The sequence below is a fragment of the Actinacidiphila sp. bgisy160 genome (assembly GCF_057707815.1).
This window is the reverse complement of the sequence record NZ_JBYIQW010000046.1, coordinates 1-16484: the sequence shown is the minus strand read 5'-3', so window position 1 is coordinate 16484 and position 16484 is coordinate 1. Positions and strand designations below refer to the sequence as shown.

11 protein-coding genes are annotated in these 16484 nt (G+C 71.9%); 4 read left to right on the top strand and 7 right to left on the bottom strand.

All coding sequences use genetic code 11. The features are described from left to right. Window positions 1-115 precede the first annotated feature (115 nt). On the top strand, window positions 116-1582 hold the full coding sequence (locus tag AC3EUJ_RS28240) for a DHA2 family efflux MFS transporter permease subunit (protein WP_431966182.1): 1467 nt from the start codon (window positions 116-118) through the stop codon (window positions 1580-1582). Between the two features lie 482 nt (window positions 1583-2064). On the opposite strand, the gene AC3EUJ_RS28235 is transcribed toward AC3EUJ_RS28240, so the two are convergent. Further along, on the bottom strand, window positions 2065-2457 hold the full coding sequence (locus AC3EUJ_RS28235) for a winged helix-turn-helix transcriptional regulator (protein ID WP_279566556.1): 393 nt from the start codon (window positions 2455-2457) through the stop codon (window positions 2065-2067). Window positions 2458-2605: 148 nt separating this feature from the next. On the opposite strand from AC3EUJ_RS28235, the gene AC3EUJ_RS28230 reads away from it, so the two are divergent. Then, entirely contained in the window at window positions 2606-3451 is an 846-nt protein-coding gene (locus tag AC3EUJ_RS28230; protein ID WP_431966180.1) for an NAD(P)H-binding protein, read from the top strand. 579 nt (window positions 3452-4030) lie between these two features. Here the strand turns inward: AC3EUJ_RS28230 and AC3EUJ_RS28225 are convergent. Together AC3EUJ_RS28225 and nrdR are read right to left on the bottom strand one after the other, a co-directional pair. Further along, on the bottom strand, window positions 4031-6937 hold the full coding sequence (locus tag AC3EUJ_RS28225) for a vitamin B12-dependent ribonucleotide reductase (protein ID WP_431966178.1): 2907 nt from the start codon (window positions 6935-6937) through the stop codon (window positions 4031-4033). Window positions 6938-7065: 128 nt separating this feature from the next. Beyond that, window positions 7066-7578 carry a transcriptional regulator NrdR gene (gene nrdR, locus AC3EUJ_RS28220; protein WP_431966176.1) on the bottom strand — a complete coding sequence of 171 codons (513 nt, stop codon included), beginning with the start codon at window positions 7576-7578 and terminating at the stop codon, window positions 7066-7068. A gap of 536 nt (window positions 7579-8114) precedes the next feature. Here nrdR and lexA point away from each other — a divergent pair. Then, window positions 8115-8885 (top strand): transcriptional repressor LexA, encoded by a 771-nt coding sequence (gene lexA / locus AC3EUJ_RS28215; RefSeq protein WP_431966174.1) that lies wholly within the window; start codon window positions 8115-8117, stop codon window positions 8883-8885. 106 nt (window positions 8886-8991) lie between these two features. On the opposite strand, the gene AC3EUJ_RS28210 is transcribed toward lexA, so the two are convergent. The 4 genes from AC3EUJ_RS28210 to AC3EUJ_RS28195 all read right to left on the bottom strand — a co-directional run bounded on the left by AC3EUJ_RS28210 (window position 8992) and on the right by AC3EUJ_RS28195 (window position 15112). Beyond that, on the bottom strand, window positions 8992-10980 hold the full coding sequence (locus AC3EUJ_RS28210) for an ATP-dependent DNA helicase (RefSeq protein WP_431966172.1): 1989 nt from the start codon (window positions 10978-10980) through the stop codon (window positions 8992-8994). Window positions 10981-11059: 79 nt separating this feature from the next. Next, window positions 11060-11779, bottom strand: a complete 720-nt coding sequence (locus AC3EUJ_RS28205; protein WP_431966170.1) for a GNAT family N-acetyltransferase — start codon at window positions 11777-11779, stop codon at window positions 11060-11062. A gap of 21 nt (window positions 11780-11800) precedes the next feature. Further along, the gene (locus AC3EUJ_RS28200; protein ID WP_431966168.1) at window positions 11801-13639 is read right to left on the bottom strand and encodes an IucA/IucC family protein; all 1839 of its coding nucleotides are present in this window, start codon (window positions 13637-13639) and stop codon (window positions 11801-11803) included. 69 nt (window positions 13640-13708) lie between these two features. Continuing rightward, window positions 13709-15112: a diaminobutyrate--2-oxoglutarate transaminase family protein gene (locus tag AC3EUJ_RS28195; RefSeq protein WP_431966259.1), complete on the bottom strand. Its 1404-nt coding sequence runs from the start codon at window positions 15110-15112 to the stop codon at window positions 13709-13711. 213 nt (window positions 15113-15325) lie between these two features. Here AC3EUJ_RS28195 and AC3EUJ_RS28190 point away from each other — a divergent pair. Next, window positions 15326-16484: trypsin-like serine peptidase (locus tag AC3EUJ_RS28190; RefSeq protein ID WP_431966166.1), on the top strand; the 1159-nt coding region annotated here is incomplete at its 3' end.

The window sequence follows — 16484 nt, the reverse complement described above, 5'->3', positions numbered from 1 at the left end:
CTGACCACCGGACCTGCCGGACCCGCCGGACCTCAGAAGCACTGAAACAAATAGTCTTTAACGAAACCATCTGTTAGCGTCTTACCTGGGTCCTCGACAACCAGGAGACGACGCCATGTCCTTACGCGCCCGGATCACGCCCACGGCGGCAACCGCGGGAGCCGTCCCCGACAGCCGCTCCGGCGGACTGGCCCTCGCGGTCCTGTGCGCGGGGATGCTCATGATCATCCTGGACGGCAGCATCGTCACAGTGGCGCTGCCTGCCATCCAGCGTGACCTGCACTTCTCTTCCGCCGACCTGACCTGGACCGTCAACGCCTACATGATCGCCTTCGGCGGACTGCTCCTGCTGTCCGGCCGACTCGGCGACCTCCTCGGACGCAAGCGGATGTTCATCGCCGGGCTGTCCGTCTTCACCGGGGCCTCGCTCCTCTGCGGCCTCGCCACCGGCCAGGCCGTGCTCATCGGCGCCCGCTTCCTCCAGGGCATCGGCGGCGCCATGACCTCCGCCGTCAGCCTCGGCCTGCTCGTCACGCTCTTCCCCGGACCCCGTGAACGCGGGCGGGCCATCGGCGCGTTCAGCTTCGTCGGCGCCGCCGGGGCGTCGATCGGACAAGTACTCGGCGGCGTCCTCACCCAGGCCGTCAACTGGCACTGGATCTTCTTCATCAACCTGCCCATCGGACTGGCGGCCGCGCTCCTGGCCGTCCGCGTACTGGAGCCCGACCCCGTGCGTCCCCCCGCCCGGGGCGCCGACGCCCTCGGCGCGCTCCTGGTCACGACCGGCCTGATGACCGGCGTCTACACGATCGTCCAGACCGGCGGTCACGGCTGGTCCTCCGCACGCACCCTCGGCCTCGCCGCCCTCGCCACGGCGCTGCTCGGAGCATTCGTGGTCCGCCAGGCGATGGCGGCGTCCCCGCTGCTGCCGCTGCGCATGTTCCGCTCGCGCGAGGTCTTCGGGGCCAACCTCGTCCAAGTGCTGATGGTCTCCGCCCTCTTCGGCTTCCAGATCCTCATGGCGCTCTACCTGCAGACCGTCCGGGGGTACGGGGCCACCGCCACGGGGCTGGCCATGCTGCCTGCCGCGCTGTCCATCGGCACCGTCTCGCTGCTGCTCTCCGCCCGGCTGGGCGCCCGCTTCGGCGAACGCCGTGTCCTGCTCACCGGGATCGCCCTGCTCGTAGTGGCACTCGGCCTGCTCACCCGGCTGCCGGTCCGCGCAGGCTACGCCGCCGACCTGCTGCCCACGATGCTGCTGGCGGCCGGCTTCGGCCTCGCCGTCTCCGCCCTGACCGTGCTCGGCATGTCAGGCGCGGGGCCGCAGGACGCGGGCGTCGCCTCGGGCCTGTTCAACACCACCCAGCAGGTGGGCGGCGCCCTCGGCGTGGCCGTCCTGTCCACCCTCGCCGACTCCCGGACACACGCCCTGGCCGCCGACGGGCACGACGCCGCCTCCGCACTCACCGGCGGCTTCCGCCTCGCCTTCGGCACCGGCGCGGGCCTGCTCGCGGCGGCTTTCCTCCTCGCGCTGGTGATCCTTCGGCCGCGGCGTGGGCGGCACGCCCCTCCACCGGCCTGACCGCGGGCTGCCGGGCCCGCCCCCGCGGGTCCGGCGGCTCCCGCGGCGGCCGCAGGCAGTCGCTCGCCGCGGGGCCTCGCACTGAGCCCGGAACACGGTCGCTCCGAGATTGCGCGGGAGAAAAGCGCCGCACAGGCGTCGAGGGCCACCCTCCTCGCGGCGGCCGGCTCCTCCAGCGATCAGGTGAGGTGCGACGTCCGGGTCCGCGACCGACCTGAACCCGACGAGTTCCGCGAGTTCCTTCGGCGCTGCCGAATGAGCGATGCGACAGTGTCGGCGATGGGATCGGTGGACGACAGGAACTCCTTGGCGTACGGGGGAAGAAAGCGCCGATCGCCGGAGGAGGAATACGCCTGACGGTCACGGGAATGCGACAGCGATCCCCTCGACCCTATTTCGGGCCGCGGCGGACCGGCCACTTGCTTGCGGAATCAACCAGGCAGCGGAAGTTCGGACAAGGATCGAGTCCTCCCACTGGCGCGCTACCGGGGTGGAACGGTGTCGTAGTCGTGCCGGGCCTGCTCGACCTTGTCCAGGTTGCCGGCAGCCCATTCTGCGAGGTGCGCGAAGAGTGGGGCGAGGCTGCGGCCCAGCTCGCTGATCTCGTACTCGACCCGAGGGGGGACCTCCGGGTGGTACGTACGCACGACCATGCCGTCGCGTTCCAGCTGACGCAGCCGCTGGGTCAGTACCTTTGGTGTGATCGTGCCGATCCGTCGTTCCAGCTCGACGAACCGTTGCCGACCATGCATGTGGAGAGTCCACAGGATCGGCGTGGTCCACCGGCTGAACACGATGTCCACGACCGCACTGGTCGGACAGGCGAGTTCTGGGTCGGTCGCAGCGGCTGCCACCCAGTCAGCGTCGCCGGCCATGCACGCCCCCTCGGGATAGTCACTTTCCTGTAGGTACCTACTATATCGACGGTGTTAGCGTCCCCGTGTCGCCCGGAGAGCAACTCTCCGCGGCGGCCCCGCCCGCTCGGGCGGCGACAACCATGCTGAATCGACACGGGAGTTGTTCATGTTCGTAGTGACGGGTGCGACCGGCAACGTCGGCCGATCGCTCGTGCGGGCCCTCGCGGCAGCCGGTGCGCAGGTGACCGCGACATCCCGGGGGATCTCGGACGCGGACGTGCCGGAGAGCGTCCAGTACGCGCAGGCGGACCTGGTCGATCCTGAGAGCCTTCGGCCCGTTCTCAACGGAGCCGACGCGCTGTTCCTGCAAAGCGGCGGCCCCAGCGCCCACCTGCTGAGCCCACGAGACATCCTCGACGTCGCCAAGGCCGGCGGCGTCGGGCGGGTCGTCCTGCTGTCCTCCCAAGGAGTCGCGACCCGACCGCATTCGGCCTCTCACGGGAACCTGGGACGAACCATCGAGGACGCCGTCCGGCAGTCAGGCATGGACTGGACGATCCTGCGGCCCGGAGGCTTCAACTCCAACGCGTACGCCTGGGCCGAGTCGGTCCGCGCCCGAAGGACCATCGCCGCGCCGTTCGCCGACATCGGCCTGCCGACCATCGACCCGGACGACATCGCCGAGGTCGCCGCCACAGCCCTGCGGGAGGACGGCCACGCCGGACAGATCTACGAGCTGACCGGCCCCGCCCTCAGCACGCCCCGCCAGCGGGCCGAGGCGATTGCCGACGCACTCGGCGAACCCGTCCGGTTCATCGAGCAGACCCGCGCCGAGGCCCAGGCGCAGATGCTGCGGTTCATGCCCGAGCCCGTGGTCGAGACCACGCTGACCATCCTGGGTGAGCCCACCCCCGCTGAGCAGCGCATCAGCCCCGACGTCGAGCGGCTCCTCGGCCGCGCGCCCCGCACCTTCGCCGACTGGGCCCAGCGCCACATCGCCGCCTTCCGATAGGCCCTGCGTCTCCGTCCAAGGCATTCCTGGACAATCCAGCACGACGCACCGCCGACCGCACCCAGACGGTTCCCGCACCTCGCAGTGAGGATCCAAGGTGAGCAGGTCCGGGGAAGTGCCGAGCACGGGGTGGCGAAAGTCAGATCAGACATCCCCGACACTCCTCGCACTCGCCCGCGGCGGGCCCGTGCGATTCGTCGCCGGGCGCTGTTCGCCGAGTGCGCGGGCGAGTTGCTCACGGAGCCGCTGGTTCTCCTCGGTGAGGCGCCGGATGCGGGCGTTGGCGGCTTCGAGTCGCCGCAGCATCGGCAATGTGCCGGTTGTTGTCAGCTGACGTTCCTGGCAGACCGCCGGCCACGAATACCGCGCGTCCGTGAGGTACTCCAAGAACAGCCACAGCGGCCTCCGCTGCTTGCGTGCAACGCAACATCGTTGAATCGGCTACGCGGCCTTCGGGAACGCCCAGCTCATCGACGAACGAGGGGGTGCCGACGATCGGTCGACACCCCCTTGAGCTGCCGTTCAGGCGGATCGGCTACACCTGCGAAATGTTGCAGCAGATGCAATTCCGCCTAAGTCTCAGCTGCAGCCGCTGGTGGAGCCACAGCCCTCGCAGAGGTAGCAACTGCCCGCACGGCGCATCTTCGTGCCGCAGGAGAAGCAGAGCGGGGCGTCGGCGTTCAGGCCGAGCTGGATCTCCAGCAACTCCGTGGAGTTGTGGGCGGTCTTCGCCGCTGGGGTCGCCGCGGCCTCGGGCTTGGCCGTGGCGGCCGGCTTGGGCGCCTCGGTCTGGCGCGGGGCGGACTGCGCCAGGCCCTCGACGTCGACCTCATCGGCGGCGGGCTCGTACGAACCCGTGTCGAGATGGCGCTGACGCTCCTCGGCGGAGTGGATGCCGAGGGCGGAGCGGGTCTCGAAGGGCAGGAAGTCCAGCGCCAGGCGGCGGAAGATGTAGTCGACGATCGACTGCGCCATCCGCACGTCCGGGTCGTCGGTGAGGCCGGCCGGCTCGAAGCGCATGTTGGTGAACTTCGAGACGTAGGTCTCCAGCGGCACCCCGTACTGCAGGCCGACCGAGACGGCGATGGAGAAGGCGTCCATCATGCCCGCGAGGGTCGAGCCCTGCTTGGACATCTTCAGGAAGACCTCGCCCAGACCGTCGTCCGGGTAGGAGTTGGCGGTCATGTAGCCCTCGGCGCCGCCCACCGTGAAGGAGGTGGTGATCCCCGGACGGCCCTTGGGGAGCCGACGGCGGACCGGGCGGTACTCGACGACCTTCTCGACCGCGGCGGGGGCGGCGGCCACCGCCTCCTCGGCCTTCTTCTCCGCCGCCTTCTTCTTGGCGGAGAGCGGCTGGCCGACCTTGCAGTTGTCGCGGTAGATCGCGAGCGCCTTCAGGCCGAGCTTCCAGCCCTCGTAGTAGATCTCCTCGATCTCCTCGACGGTCGCCGACTCCGGCATGTTGACCGTCTTGGAGATGGCGCCGGACAGGAACGGCTGGGTCGCGGCCATCATCCGGACGTGGCCCATCGGCGCGATGGAGCGCTCGCCCATGGCGCAGTCGAAGACCTCGTAGTGCTCGGGCCTTAGGCCGGGCGCGTCGATGACGCTGCCGTGCTCGGCGATGTGGGCGACGATCGCCTCGATCTGCTCCTGCTGGTAGCCGAGGCGGTGCAGGGCCTGCGGGACCGTGTTGTTCACGATCTGCATGGAGCCGCCGCCGACCAGTTTCTTGAACTTGACCAGGGCGAGGTCCGGCTCGATGCCGGTGGTGTCGCAGTCCATCATCAGGCCGATGGTGCCGGTCGGGGCCAGCAGGGAGGCCTGCGCGTTGCGGAAACCGTTCTTCTCGCCGAGGCGCAGGACGTCCTGCCAGGCTTCGGTGGCCGCGGCCCAGACCGGGGTGTCCAGGTCGTCCATCCGCGTGGCGACGGCGTTGGCGTCGGAGTGCTGCTTCATGACGCGCTTGTGGGCGGTGGCGTTGCGGGCGTAGCCGTCGTACGGGCCGACGACCGCGGCGAGCTCCGCGGAGCGCTTGTAGGAGACGCCGGTCATCAGCGAGGTGATCGCACCGGCGAGCGCGCGGCCGCCGTCGGAGTCGTAGGCGTGCCCGGTCGCCATGAGCAGGGCGCCGAGGTTGGCGTATCCGATGCCCAGCTGCCGGAAGGCGCGGGTGGTCTCGCCGATCTTCTGGGTCGGGAAGTCCGCGAAGGAGATGGAGATGTCCATCGCGGTGATGACGAGTTCGACGACCTTGGCGAAGCGCACGGCGTCGAAGCGCTGGTTGCCCTTGCCGTCGTCGTCCAGGAACTTCAGCAGGTTGAGCGAGGCGAGGTTGCAGGACGAGTTGTCCAGGTGCATGTACTCGCTGCAGGGGTTGGACGCGGTGATGCGGCCGGTCTCCGGCGTGGTGTGCCAGTGGTTGATGACGTCGTCGTACTGGATGCCGGGGTCGGCGCAGGCCCAGGCGGCCTCGGCCAGCTTGCGGAAGAGCGCCTTGGCGTCGACCTCCTCGATGACCTCTCCGGTCATCCGGGCGCGCAGGCCGAACTTGCCGCCGTCCTCGTACGCCTTCATGAACTCTTCGTTCACGCGCACGGAGTTGTTGGCGTTCTGGTACTGGACGGACGTGATGTCGTCGCCGCCCAGGTCCATGTCGAAGCCCGCGTCGCGCAGGGCGCGAATCTTCTCCTCCTCCTTCACCTTGGTGTCGATGAAGGCCTCGACGTCCGGGTGGTCGACGTCCAGGACGACCATCTTGGCCGCGCGGCGGGTGGCGCCGCCGGACTTGATGGTGCCGGCGGAGGCGTCCGCGCCGCGCATGAAGGAGACAGGGCCGGAGGCGTTGCCGCCGGAGGAGAGCAGCTCCTTGGAGGAGCGGATGCGCGAGAGGTTCAGGCCCGCGCCGGAACCGCCCTTGAAGATCATCCCCTCTTCCTTGTACCAGTCGAGGATGGACTCCATGGAGTCGTCGACCGAGAGGATGAAGCACGCCGAGACCTGCTGCGGCTGGGCGGTGCCGACGTTGAACCACACCGGGGAGTTGAAGCTGAAGACCTGGTGGAGCAGGGCCCAGGTCAGCTCGTGCTCGAAGATCTCCGCGTCGGCGGGGGACGCGAAGTAGCCGTGGTCCTCACCGGCCTTGCGGTACGTCGTGACCACACGGTCGATCAGCTGGCGGAGGCTGCTCTCGCGCTGCGGGGAACCCACGGCGCCGCGGAAGTACTTGCTGGTGACGATGTTGACCGCGTTCACCGACCAGAAGTCGGGGAACTCCACGCCGCGCTGCTCGAAGTTGATCGAGCCGTCGCGCCAGTTGGTCATGACGACGTCACGGCGTTCCCAGACCACCTCGTCGTAGGGGTGCGTCCCCGGGGTGGTGTGGATGCGCTCGATGCGCAGGCCCTTGGCAGCCGGGGCCGCCGCGGCCGCCTTGCCGGCCTTGGCTCGGGAACCCCTTGCCGGGCCGCTCGTCGTCTCTGTCATGTGCCGCCTCCCATTACAGGCATTACAGGTAAAACGCCCTGAAGCGCCGCGGTCTTCCCGCGCCGGTGTCTCTCACGGCCGGTGCACCCCCCCAGGTGCCCGGCAAGTCTGGTGCCGGTGTGTCGCCGCTACTCCGCGGCGACGGCGGCGGTGGGGACGGCCACGTCCCGGTCCCGCCCCCCGGTGTCGTTCGGTGGCCCCTGGTCGCGCAGCTCGGCGATCGCCGCCTCGAAGTCCTCGAGCGTGTCGAAGGCCCGGTAGACGGAGGCGAAGCGGAGATAGGCGACCAGGTCCAGGTCCTTCAGCGGGCCGAGTATGGCCAGCCCGACATCGTGGGTCGACAGCTCGGCGCTGCCCGTGGCGCGCACCGCCTCCTCGACGCGCTGCCCGAGCTGGGCGAGGGCGTCCTCGGTGACGGGCCGGCCCTGGCAGGCCTTGCGGACTCCGGCGATGACCTTGTTCCGGCTGAAGGGTTCGGTGACCCCGCTGCGCTTGATGACCATCAGCGAGGCCGTCTCCACGGTGGTGAAGCGGCGGCCGCAGTCGGGGCACTGCCGGCGACGGCGGATCGAGGTGCCGTCGTCGGTGGTCCGGCTGTCGACGACGCGGCTGTCGGGGTGTCGGCAGAAGGGGCAGTGCATCGTTTCCCTCTCCCTCCCTCACCCACGGTGAGCGCACGGCTTCTGAGCCCGAGGGGCCGGTCAGGGCCCCGCGAAGCAGCCACAAGCATAGGCGATCCGGAAGGGTCTGATGACCCGGGGACCACTACTTGTGGGGGCAGGACCCCATCCAACCACTAGATCTGGTGGCGTGGTGGCCAAACGCACCCATCGCGCGAACCGCGTGTCGCGGCTCGCCGACGGGACGGGAGCCTACGCGACGCGCGGCCTCCCGGGAGAGCCGGGGCGCGAGTGACACACTGGGTGTACGGATCGTCACGACTCGCGCATCATGGAGCCGGACGGGCGGACAGGAGGCGACGACGCAATACCGGCCCGCGGAAACGGCGTTCGGAACCCGAATGCCGGATGAATTCGAATTCATATTCGATCAATACCATCTGCAGCTTGATCGCAACAGTGGATCAGCACAAATTCACTCGAACGTGTGTTTGGCGCAACCTTTCGAAAGCAACTACCGTTGTCCTACTAGGGAGAACATCTCGAGAGGGGCCGCCGTGACCACCACCGCCGACAGCGCCACATTGACCGCCCATGACCGCCCCCAGGACCGGCTACGCCCGATGGAAGCGATGAACGACGAGACGCCAAAGCCCGCGCGAGCGCTACCAGGACGACCTCCGGGAATCCGGGCGGACAGTTCCGGACTCACCGACCGCCAAAGGCGCGTCATCGAGGTGATCCGGGATTCCGTCCAGCGGCGCGGATACCCGCCTTCCATGCGTGAGATCGGCCAGGCCGTCGGGCTGTCGAGCACGTCGTCGGTCGCCCATCAGCTCATGGCGCTGGAGCGCAAGGGCTTCCTCCGGCGTGATCCGCACCGCCCCCGTGCGTACGAGGTGCGCGCCTCCGACTCCGCGCAGGCGCAGCCCACGGACACCGCGGGCAAGCCCTCCGCGTCGTACGTTCCCCTGGTGGGCCGGATCGCCGCCGGTGGCCCGATCCTCGCCGAGGAGTCCGTGGAGGACGTGTTCCCGCTCCCCCGCCAGCTGGTGGGCGACGGCGAGCTGTTCGTGCTCAAGGTCGTCGGTGACTCGATGATCGAGGCCGCCATCTGCGACGGCGACTGGGTGACGGTGCGCCGTCAGCCGGTCGCGGAGAACGGCGACATCGTCGCGGCGATGATCGAGGGAGAGGCCACGGTCAAGCGCTTCAAGCGCGAGGACGGGCATGTGTGGCTGATGCCCCACAACGCCGCCTACCAGCCCATCCCGGGTGACGAGGCCACCATCCTCGGCAAGGTGGTGGCGGTGCTGCGCCGGGTCTGAGCCAGGACCCGCCCGTGACCGGGCCCCGGGACCTCTGCGCCGGTTCCGGGGCCCCGTTGTGGGCGGGGGCTGTTCCTGTGCGCTGCCGGGGGTCGCCCCGGCGACGTCACTCGGCCGCCGAGGCGGCGGCGTCGATGGCGGCCAGCGAACGGCGGACCTGGTTGCGGTCCGTTGTCTGCCAGAAGTCCGGCATCGAGGCCTTGATGAAGCCGCCGTAGCGGGCCGTGACCAGCCGGGGATCGAGGACGGCGACGACCCCGCGGTCCCCGGAGGCCCGTACCAGCCGGCCGGCGCCCTGCGCCATCAGCAGGGCCGCGTGCGTGGCGGCCACCGCCATGAAGCCGTTGCCGCCCTTCTCCTCCACCGCCTTCTGGCGCGCGCTCATCAACGGGTCGTCCGGGCGGGGGAACGGGATCCGGTCCATCACCACCAACTGGCAGTTCGGCCCGGGCACGTCCACGCCCTGCCAGAGCGAGAGGGTGCCGAACAGGCAGGTGCGGGCGTCCGCGGCGAAGCGGCGGATCAGCTCGCCCAGGGTCTCCTCGCCCTGCAGCAGGATCGGGTGGTCGATGCGGCCGCGCAGCGCCTCGGCGGCGCCCTGAGCCGCGCGCATGGACGAGAACAGCCCGAGTGTGCGGCCGCCCGCGGCCTCGATCAGCTCGGTGAGCTCGTCCAGCATGTCCTCGCGGCCACTGTCCCGGCCGGGCTGTGACAGATGGCGGGCGACGTAGAGGATGCCCTGCTTGGGGTAGTCGAAGGGCGAGCCGACGTCGAGGCCCTTCCACTCCGGCGGGTCCTCCTCCCCCTCGGCCGCCACGGCGCCCTCAGGGGCCAGTCCCAGTGAGGCCGCGACGCCGTTGAAGTCGGCGCCCAGCCGGAGCGTGGCGGAGGTCAGGACGACGGAGCGCTCGGTGAACAGCTTCTCCCGCAGCAGGCCGGAGACGCTGAGCGGGGCCACCCGCAGCGAGGCACCGAAGCGGTCGTGGCGCTCGTACCAGACGACGTCGTAATCCGAGCCCTCGACGATGCGCTCGGCGACCTCGTGGACGTTCTCCGTGGCGGCGAGGGCCATCTTCCGGACGGCGTCCTCGTCCTGCACGGAGCGGTCACGGGTCTCGCCGAGCGAGGTGATGACCAGACGGCACGCGTCGCGCAGCGCCATCAGGGCGTAGCGCAGATCCTCGGGCAGCTCTTCCAGACGCCCGGGGAGGGCCAGTTCCATGAGCCGTTCGAAGCCCTCCGACGCGCTCATCAAGGCGTCCGCGGCCTTCTCGTTGACCAGCTTGGCCGCGAGCTTCACCGTCCGGTTGACCCGGCCGGGTGTGAGCTCACCGGTGGCGACGCCGGTGACGCGCGAGACCAGTTCATGGGCCTCGTCGACGACGAGCACCTCATGGCTGGGCAGGACGGGCGCGCCTTCGAGGGCGTCGATGGCCAGCAGCGCGTGGTTGGTGACCACGACGTCGGCGAGTTTGGCGCGCTCGCGCGCCGCCTCCGCGAAGCACTCGGCGCCGTACGCGCAGCGCGAGGCGCCCAGGCACTCGCGGGAGGTCACCGAGACCTGCTGCCAGGCACTGTCGGAGACGCCGGGCGTCAGGTCGTCGCGGTCTCCGCTCTCGGTCTCGTCCGACCAGTCGCGCAGCCGGAGCAGGTCCTGACCGAGCTTGCTGGTCGGCGCGGCGGCCTCGAACTGGTCGAACAGCCCGTCGCCCTCGTCCTGCGGCACGCCCTCGTGGAGCCGGTGCAGGCACAGGTAGTTGGAGCGGCCCTTGAGCATCGCGAACTGCGGCTCGCGCCGCAGCAGCGGATGCAGCGCGTCGACGGTGCGCGGCAGGTCCCGCTCGACGAGCTGGCGCTGCAGGGCCAAGGTCGCGGTGGCGACGACCACGCGCTCGCCGTGGGCCAGCGCGGGCACCAGGTAGCCGAGCGACTTGCCGGTTCCGGTGCCGGCCTGGACGAGCAGGTGGGAGCCGTTGTCCACGGCTTCGGCGACGGCTTCGGCCATGGCGACCTGGCCGGGCCGCTCCACCCCGCCGACCGCGGAGACGGCGGCGTGGAGGAGGTCGGTGAGGGCGGGCTTCGAGGGCTGTGTCATAGCGGGTCCAGCCTACGGGGCGGCACCGACAACGCGGTCGCCACCGCCCGTACGGCGACCCTCCCGCGTGGCCGGCGGGTCACAGGAGGTGACGCAGTGCGCGGTCGCGGACGACGAGTGCCGCCCGCTTGCCCGGCAGGTCGACCTCCGCCGAGAAGCGGAAGCCCGCGGCGAGGAAGGCGGCGACGGACGGGGTGTTGCGCAGGTCCGGCTCGGCGATCACCCGGGTGCAGCGGGGCCGCTGCCGCAGTGCGTGGTCGGCCACGGCTCGCAGCAGGATGCCGCCGAGCCCGCGGGCCCGGTCGGCGACGGGGCCGATGAGCAGGTGGAGCCCGGTGTCGTGGGGGCGGGCCGGGTAGTAGCGGGCCACCGGGTCGAGGTCGGCCCGGTAGATCTCCCAGTAGCTCATGGGCACCCCGTCGAGGACCCCGACGCACGGCACGCTGCGCCCGTCGCCGTCGAGCTGGGCGCGCAGGTGCCGCTCGGCGACCTCGGGCCGGCCCGCGAGGTCCCAGAACTCGGCGACGGCGGGGTCGTTCATCCAGTGGGCGATGACGCGCAGGTCGCGCTCGGGACGTACGGGGACCAGCTGGAAGGTGCCCGCGGGGGTGCCGACCGGGCCCCAGTCGGCGACGCCGTCGAGGAGGTCGTCGAGCGGGGCCGGGCCGCCGGCGCGGTCGTCGGCCGTGACGTCCTCGTCGAGGAGGGCGAGGACGTCGGCGGGCAGTTCCAGGTCAAGGGTGTCGTCGGCGTTCCCGGGCGGGGACACGGGGGCGGGGGTGGGGTCGGCGGTCGCCACGGTGGTCGCGGCCTCCTCTCGTCAGGTGGTGAGGGGGTTGGGGACGGCGACGTAGACGGACTGGGTGTCGACGGGGCCGACCAGCTCGTCCATCCCGTGCAGCCGGGTGAGGAGGTTGGCCTTGCAGCGCAGCCGGGGCTCCTCCAGCAGCCGCGCGGGCAGCCCGGAGCGGCCGGTGCGGGCGGCCTGCTCCAGGAAGCGGCGCAGGGCGGCGAGGAGCACCCGTTCGTCGGCGAGGCGCTGGGAGCCCAGGGCGCCGACGAGACCGAGGACGTTGTTGACGCCGAGGTAGTAGGCGAATCGCTCGTCGGCGACGGCGTCGGCCACGAAGGTGTCGCTGCTCTCGCCCGCTGCGGGCAGCAGGGCGGTGAGGGCCGCGCGCGCGGACTCGCGGAAGTAGTAGCCCTGGTTGTCGCGGTAGCGGCCGCCGGCCGGCCAGCCGTGGGGGTCGAGGACGACCAGCGTGTTCTGCTGGTGCGCCTCCAGGGCGATGCCCGCCTCGCCGTCGAGCCACAGGACCGGCCGGACCACTGCTTCCAGGTAGCGCAGGAACCACTCGGTGGCGACGGCCGCCACCGGTCGTCCGGTACGGGAGGCGAGCCGCGCCACCAGTTCGGCGAGCCGGGACCGCAGGGCGCCGCCGCCGTCCGGGGCGGGGCGCGGGGCCGTGACGCCGGCGAGGCAGCGCACCTCGTCGCCGGGGCCGAAGGGGTTGTGCCGCAGGACGACGTCGAGGCCGGGTACGGGAACGCCGGCGGTGGTGCCGACGGCCAGCCAGGCGGGGTCGCGGACGATGTCGAACCCGGGATGGACGGCGTGCCAGCGCGCGGCGAGGCCGGCCCGGAGCAGCCGGTGCACCTCGACGCCCCGGTGGAGTTCCTTGCGGAGGTTCTCGCGGCGGCAGTTGGTGATCCGCAGGGCCAGCGAGAGCTTGAGCATCGCGGGGGCGCCGGGCCGGTACACGGTGCGCAGCGAGGAGGTGGGGTGCCAGGGGTCGCCGGCGGCGCCGAGGTCGTGGAGCAGCCCGGCCTCCAGCAGGGCGCGCACCTGCGGACGGTGGGCGGCCTCGCGGGCCTGCCAGGGGTGGAGCGGCAGGGGCACGGTACCCGCGGGGAGCCGCCGGACGAGCTCCGGTCCGCCCAGTGCCGTCAGCAGCTGCTCGGCGGGTACGGGGCGGCCGCGTTCGGTCCAGGCGGAGTCGGTGGCCAGGAGCGAGCGGTGCACGGACAGCCAGTGCAGGGCGAAGGCCCCGCGCTGCTCCGGGGCGTACACCGCGGCCTCGGCCTCGGTGACTCCTTCCCGGCTCTTGGGTGCGGGGTGGAGCGGGTGGCCCAGGACGAGGTCCTGCTCCGCGTCGAGGAACGGGTGGGTGCCGTGGGGGGCGGCGGGGTGGGCGCGGCGTGCGGTGAGGAAGGCCGCGGTGCGGTGTACGGAGTCGGCGACCCGCGCGACGAGTCCGGGACCGTCCGGGCCGGGAGCGGCGGCCTCCCGTGCGAGCAGCGCGGCGAGGGTGACGGCGTCCAGCGGGGCACCTCCGGCGGCGGGGCGCGGGGCGCCGAAGCGGTGGTGGCCGACGGCCGACCAGTGGTGGACCGGGACGAGGAGCTCGGCGCCGGCGGCGGGCAACGGCACGCGCAGGGTGCGGCCGTCCGGCTCGGGCGGCAGCCCCGTCTCACGTACCCAGCAGCGCAGCAGGGCGTCCGTGCCGGCGGCGTCGGCGGCGGCCCACGGATCCTCCTGCTCCAGCGGGTCGGCGACGGGCGGCGGGGCCGCGGGGCCGGCCCGGCCCGGCAGGCCGGCCTCGGCGGCGCGCTGATGGGGGACGGCCGCGGTGGCTTCGTCGCCGGGACGTACGGTCATCGCTTCGCTCCGTGAGGGGTCGGCGCCCGGTGGGATCCCGCCCCGGGGGCGGGGCCGCTGGGCGCAAGGTCACGCCCGGACCGCCGTCGCGGCGACGAGGGCGTCGGCAAGGCGGTCCAGGACGGCTTCTGACTGTTCTTCGGTGATCGTCAGCGGGGGCAGCAGCCGGATCACGCTGCCGTCGCGGCCGCCGAGTTCGACGATGAGGCCGCGGTCGAGGGCGGCCCGCCGGACGGCCGCCGCGAGGCGGGGCGCGGTCGGGGGGACGCCCCGCGGCCCGGGGTCCGTGTCGGGGTCGACGAGTTCGACGCCGAGCATGAGGCCGCGGCCGCGGACGTCGCCGACGCAGGGGTGTTCCTCGGCCAGCGTCCGCAGCCGGGCGAGCATGCGGGCCCCGAGGAGGGCGGCGCGCTCGGCGAGGCCGTTGCGCCGCACGTAGCCGAGGGTGGCGGTGCCCGCCGCCATGGCGAGCTGGTTGCCGCGGAAGGTGCCGGCGTGGGCGCCGGGCCGCCAGGAGTCGAGTTCCTCGCGGTAGACGATGACGGCGAGCGGGAGGCTGCCGCCGATCGCCTTGGACATCACCATCACGTCCGGGACGACGCCGCTGTGCTCGATCGCCCAGAAGGCCCCGGTGCGCCCCACGCCGGTCTGCACCTCGTCGGCGATGAGCGGGATGCCGCGGGCCGCGGTGAGGTCGCGCATCCGCCGCAGCCAGGTGTCGGGGGCGGGGATGACGCCGCCTTCGCCCTGGACGGGTTCGAAGAGCATGCCCGCGGGCGGCTGGATGCCGCCCTTGGGGTCGTCGAGCAGGCTCTCCGTCAGCCGCGCGGACAGCTCTGCGCCTTGCTCCCCGCCCACCCCGAACGGGCAGCGGTAGTCGTACGGGTACGGCAGCCGCGTGACCCGCGCGTCGACGGTACCGCCGGCCGCCCCGCGCACGGCGGTGTCGCCGGTGGCGGCGAGGGCCGCGGCGGTCATGCCGTGGTAGCCGCCGGTGAAGGCGAGCAGTCCGCCGCGGCCGGTGGCGGTGCGGACGAGCTTGAGGGCGGCTTCGACGGCGTCGGTGCCGGCCGGGCCGCAGAACTGGATGCGTCCGTGGTCGGCGAGTTCACGCGGCAGGGTCTCGAAGAGGGCGGTGGTGAAGGCGTCCTTGACGGGCGTGGCGAGGTCCAGCACGTGGAGCGGGGCGCCGGAGTCGAGGAGGGCGCGGATGGCCTCGAGGACGACGGGGTGGTTGTGGCCGAGGGCGAGGGTGCCGGCGCCGGAGAGGCAGTCGAGGTAGCGGCGGCCGTCGGCGCCCTCGACGGTCATGCCCTGGGCCCGCACGGGCACGACGGGCAGCGAGCGGGCGTAGGTGCGGGCGGCCGACTCGCGCATCGACTGACGCCTCAGAATGCCCTCGGTGTCGTCGAACTCGGTGTCGGACTCGTGCTCGCCCCCGCGCACCGCCGGTCGGCTCCTCGCGCTCGGCATGGCGGCCACGTGCTCACTCCTCGGTGTCGGTGCTTGCGTCCCCGGAGCTACCAACGACGTACGCGCTGACCGGCAACTGTCTGGAGCGCAGATCCTGGTGAGGAACCGTCGGCGGGGCGCCCGCCGTCCTCCCCTTGAGGGCACGGTGAGGGGTCGCCCTCGAGTGGGCAGACGACTGTTGACAACGTGTTGACAACAGGGGGAGCGCAACCCATGGCACCGATAAGCCGGTTGGCCGCAGCCGCTGTCGCGGCGGCCCTGCTCGCCGTGACGGCGACGGCCTGCGGCCCGTCCGACGACAACGCCGACGCCAAACCCGGCCCGACACCCACCGCGACGGCCGGTGGCGGCGGCCTCCAGCTGCCGACCGCCCTCCCCACCAGCCTGGACGATCTGGACAAGTGGGCCGACGCTCTGAAGGACGGCGGGTGGAAGGACTGGGACAAGGACAAGTGGCTGCGCGACGCGGCCGACTTCATCAATCCCATCATCAAGGACCTCTGGGACGCCGACCGGCTCCGCAGCGCCGACGAGACCCCGGACGACGAGCAACGGCCCGACCTGGGGCAGGTGGACGACGGCACCAGCGACCCGGAGCCCGCCGCGATCCGGGCGCGGCACCTGCCGGCCCCGTACCACGGGGCCTCCCCGGCGACGGGCAAACTGCTCTTCGACATGCCCGACGGCCAGGCGGTCTGCTCGGCCACCGTGGTGAGCGACCCGGCGAACCCGGGCCGCAGCAACCTGGTGTGGACGGCGGGCCACTGCGTGCACGCGGGCGCCCGGGGCGGCTGGTACCGCAACATCGTCTTCGTGCCGTCCTTCAACGACACGGGCCTGAGCGGCGCCGCGCTGCGGAGCGCAGGCAAGGAGCAGCTGGCCCCCTACGGCACGTGGTGGGCGACGAAGGCGGGGACCTCCCAGCAGTGGATCGACGGGGGCGGGGAGTCCTCGCAGACCAGTTCCGCCTACCCCTACGACTTCGCGGTGCTGAAGGTGACCGATCCGGACTCGACCCGGTCGCTGGAGGAGACGGTCGGGGCCTCCGTGCCGGTCTGGTTCGACGCGCCCACCTCGGCCGGCATCGACTCCATGGACATCCGCGGCTACCCCGCCGCGGCCCCCTTCGACGGCTTCGGCTACCAGCAGTACCAGTGCTCGGGCGATCCGGTCCGCCTCGCGCTGAACGCGGGCGCGCCCGCCATGCACTGGCTGGGCTGCACCATGACGGCGGGCTCCTCCGGCGGCGGCTGGTTCGCCCGGGGGCCCGGCGGGAAGCCGGCCCTGGTCAGCAACACCTCCATCGGCCCGCAGGACAGCCCCCGCTGGCTGGCGGGCCCGCACCTGGGCTCCGAGGCCGAGGAGATCTTCG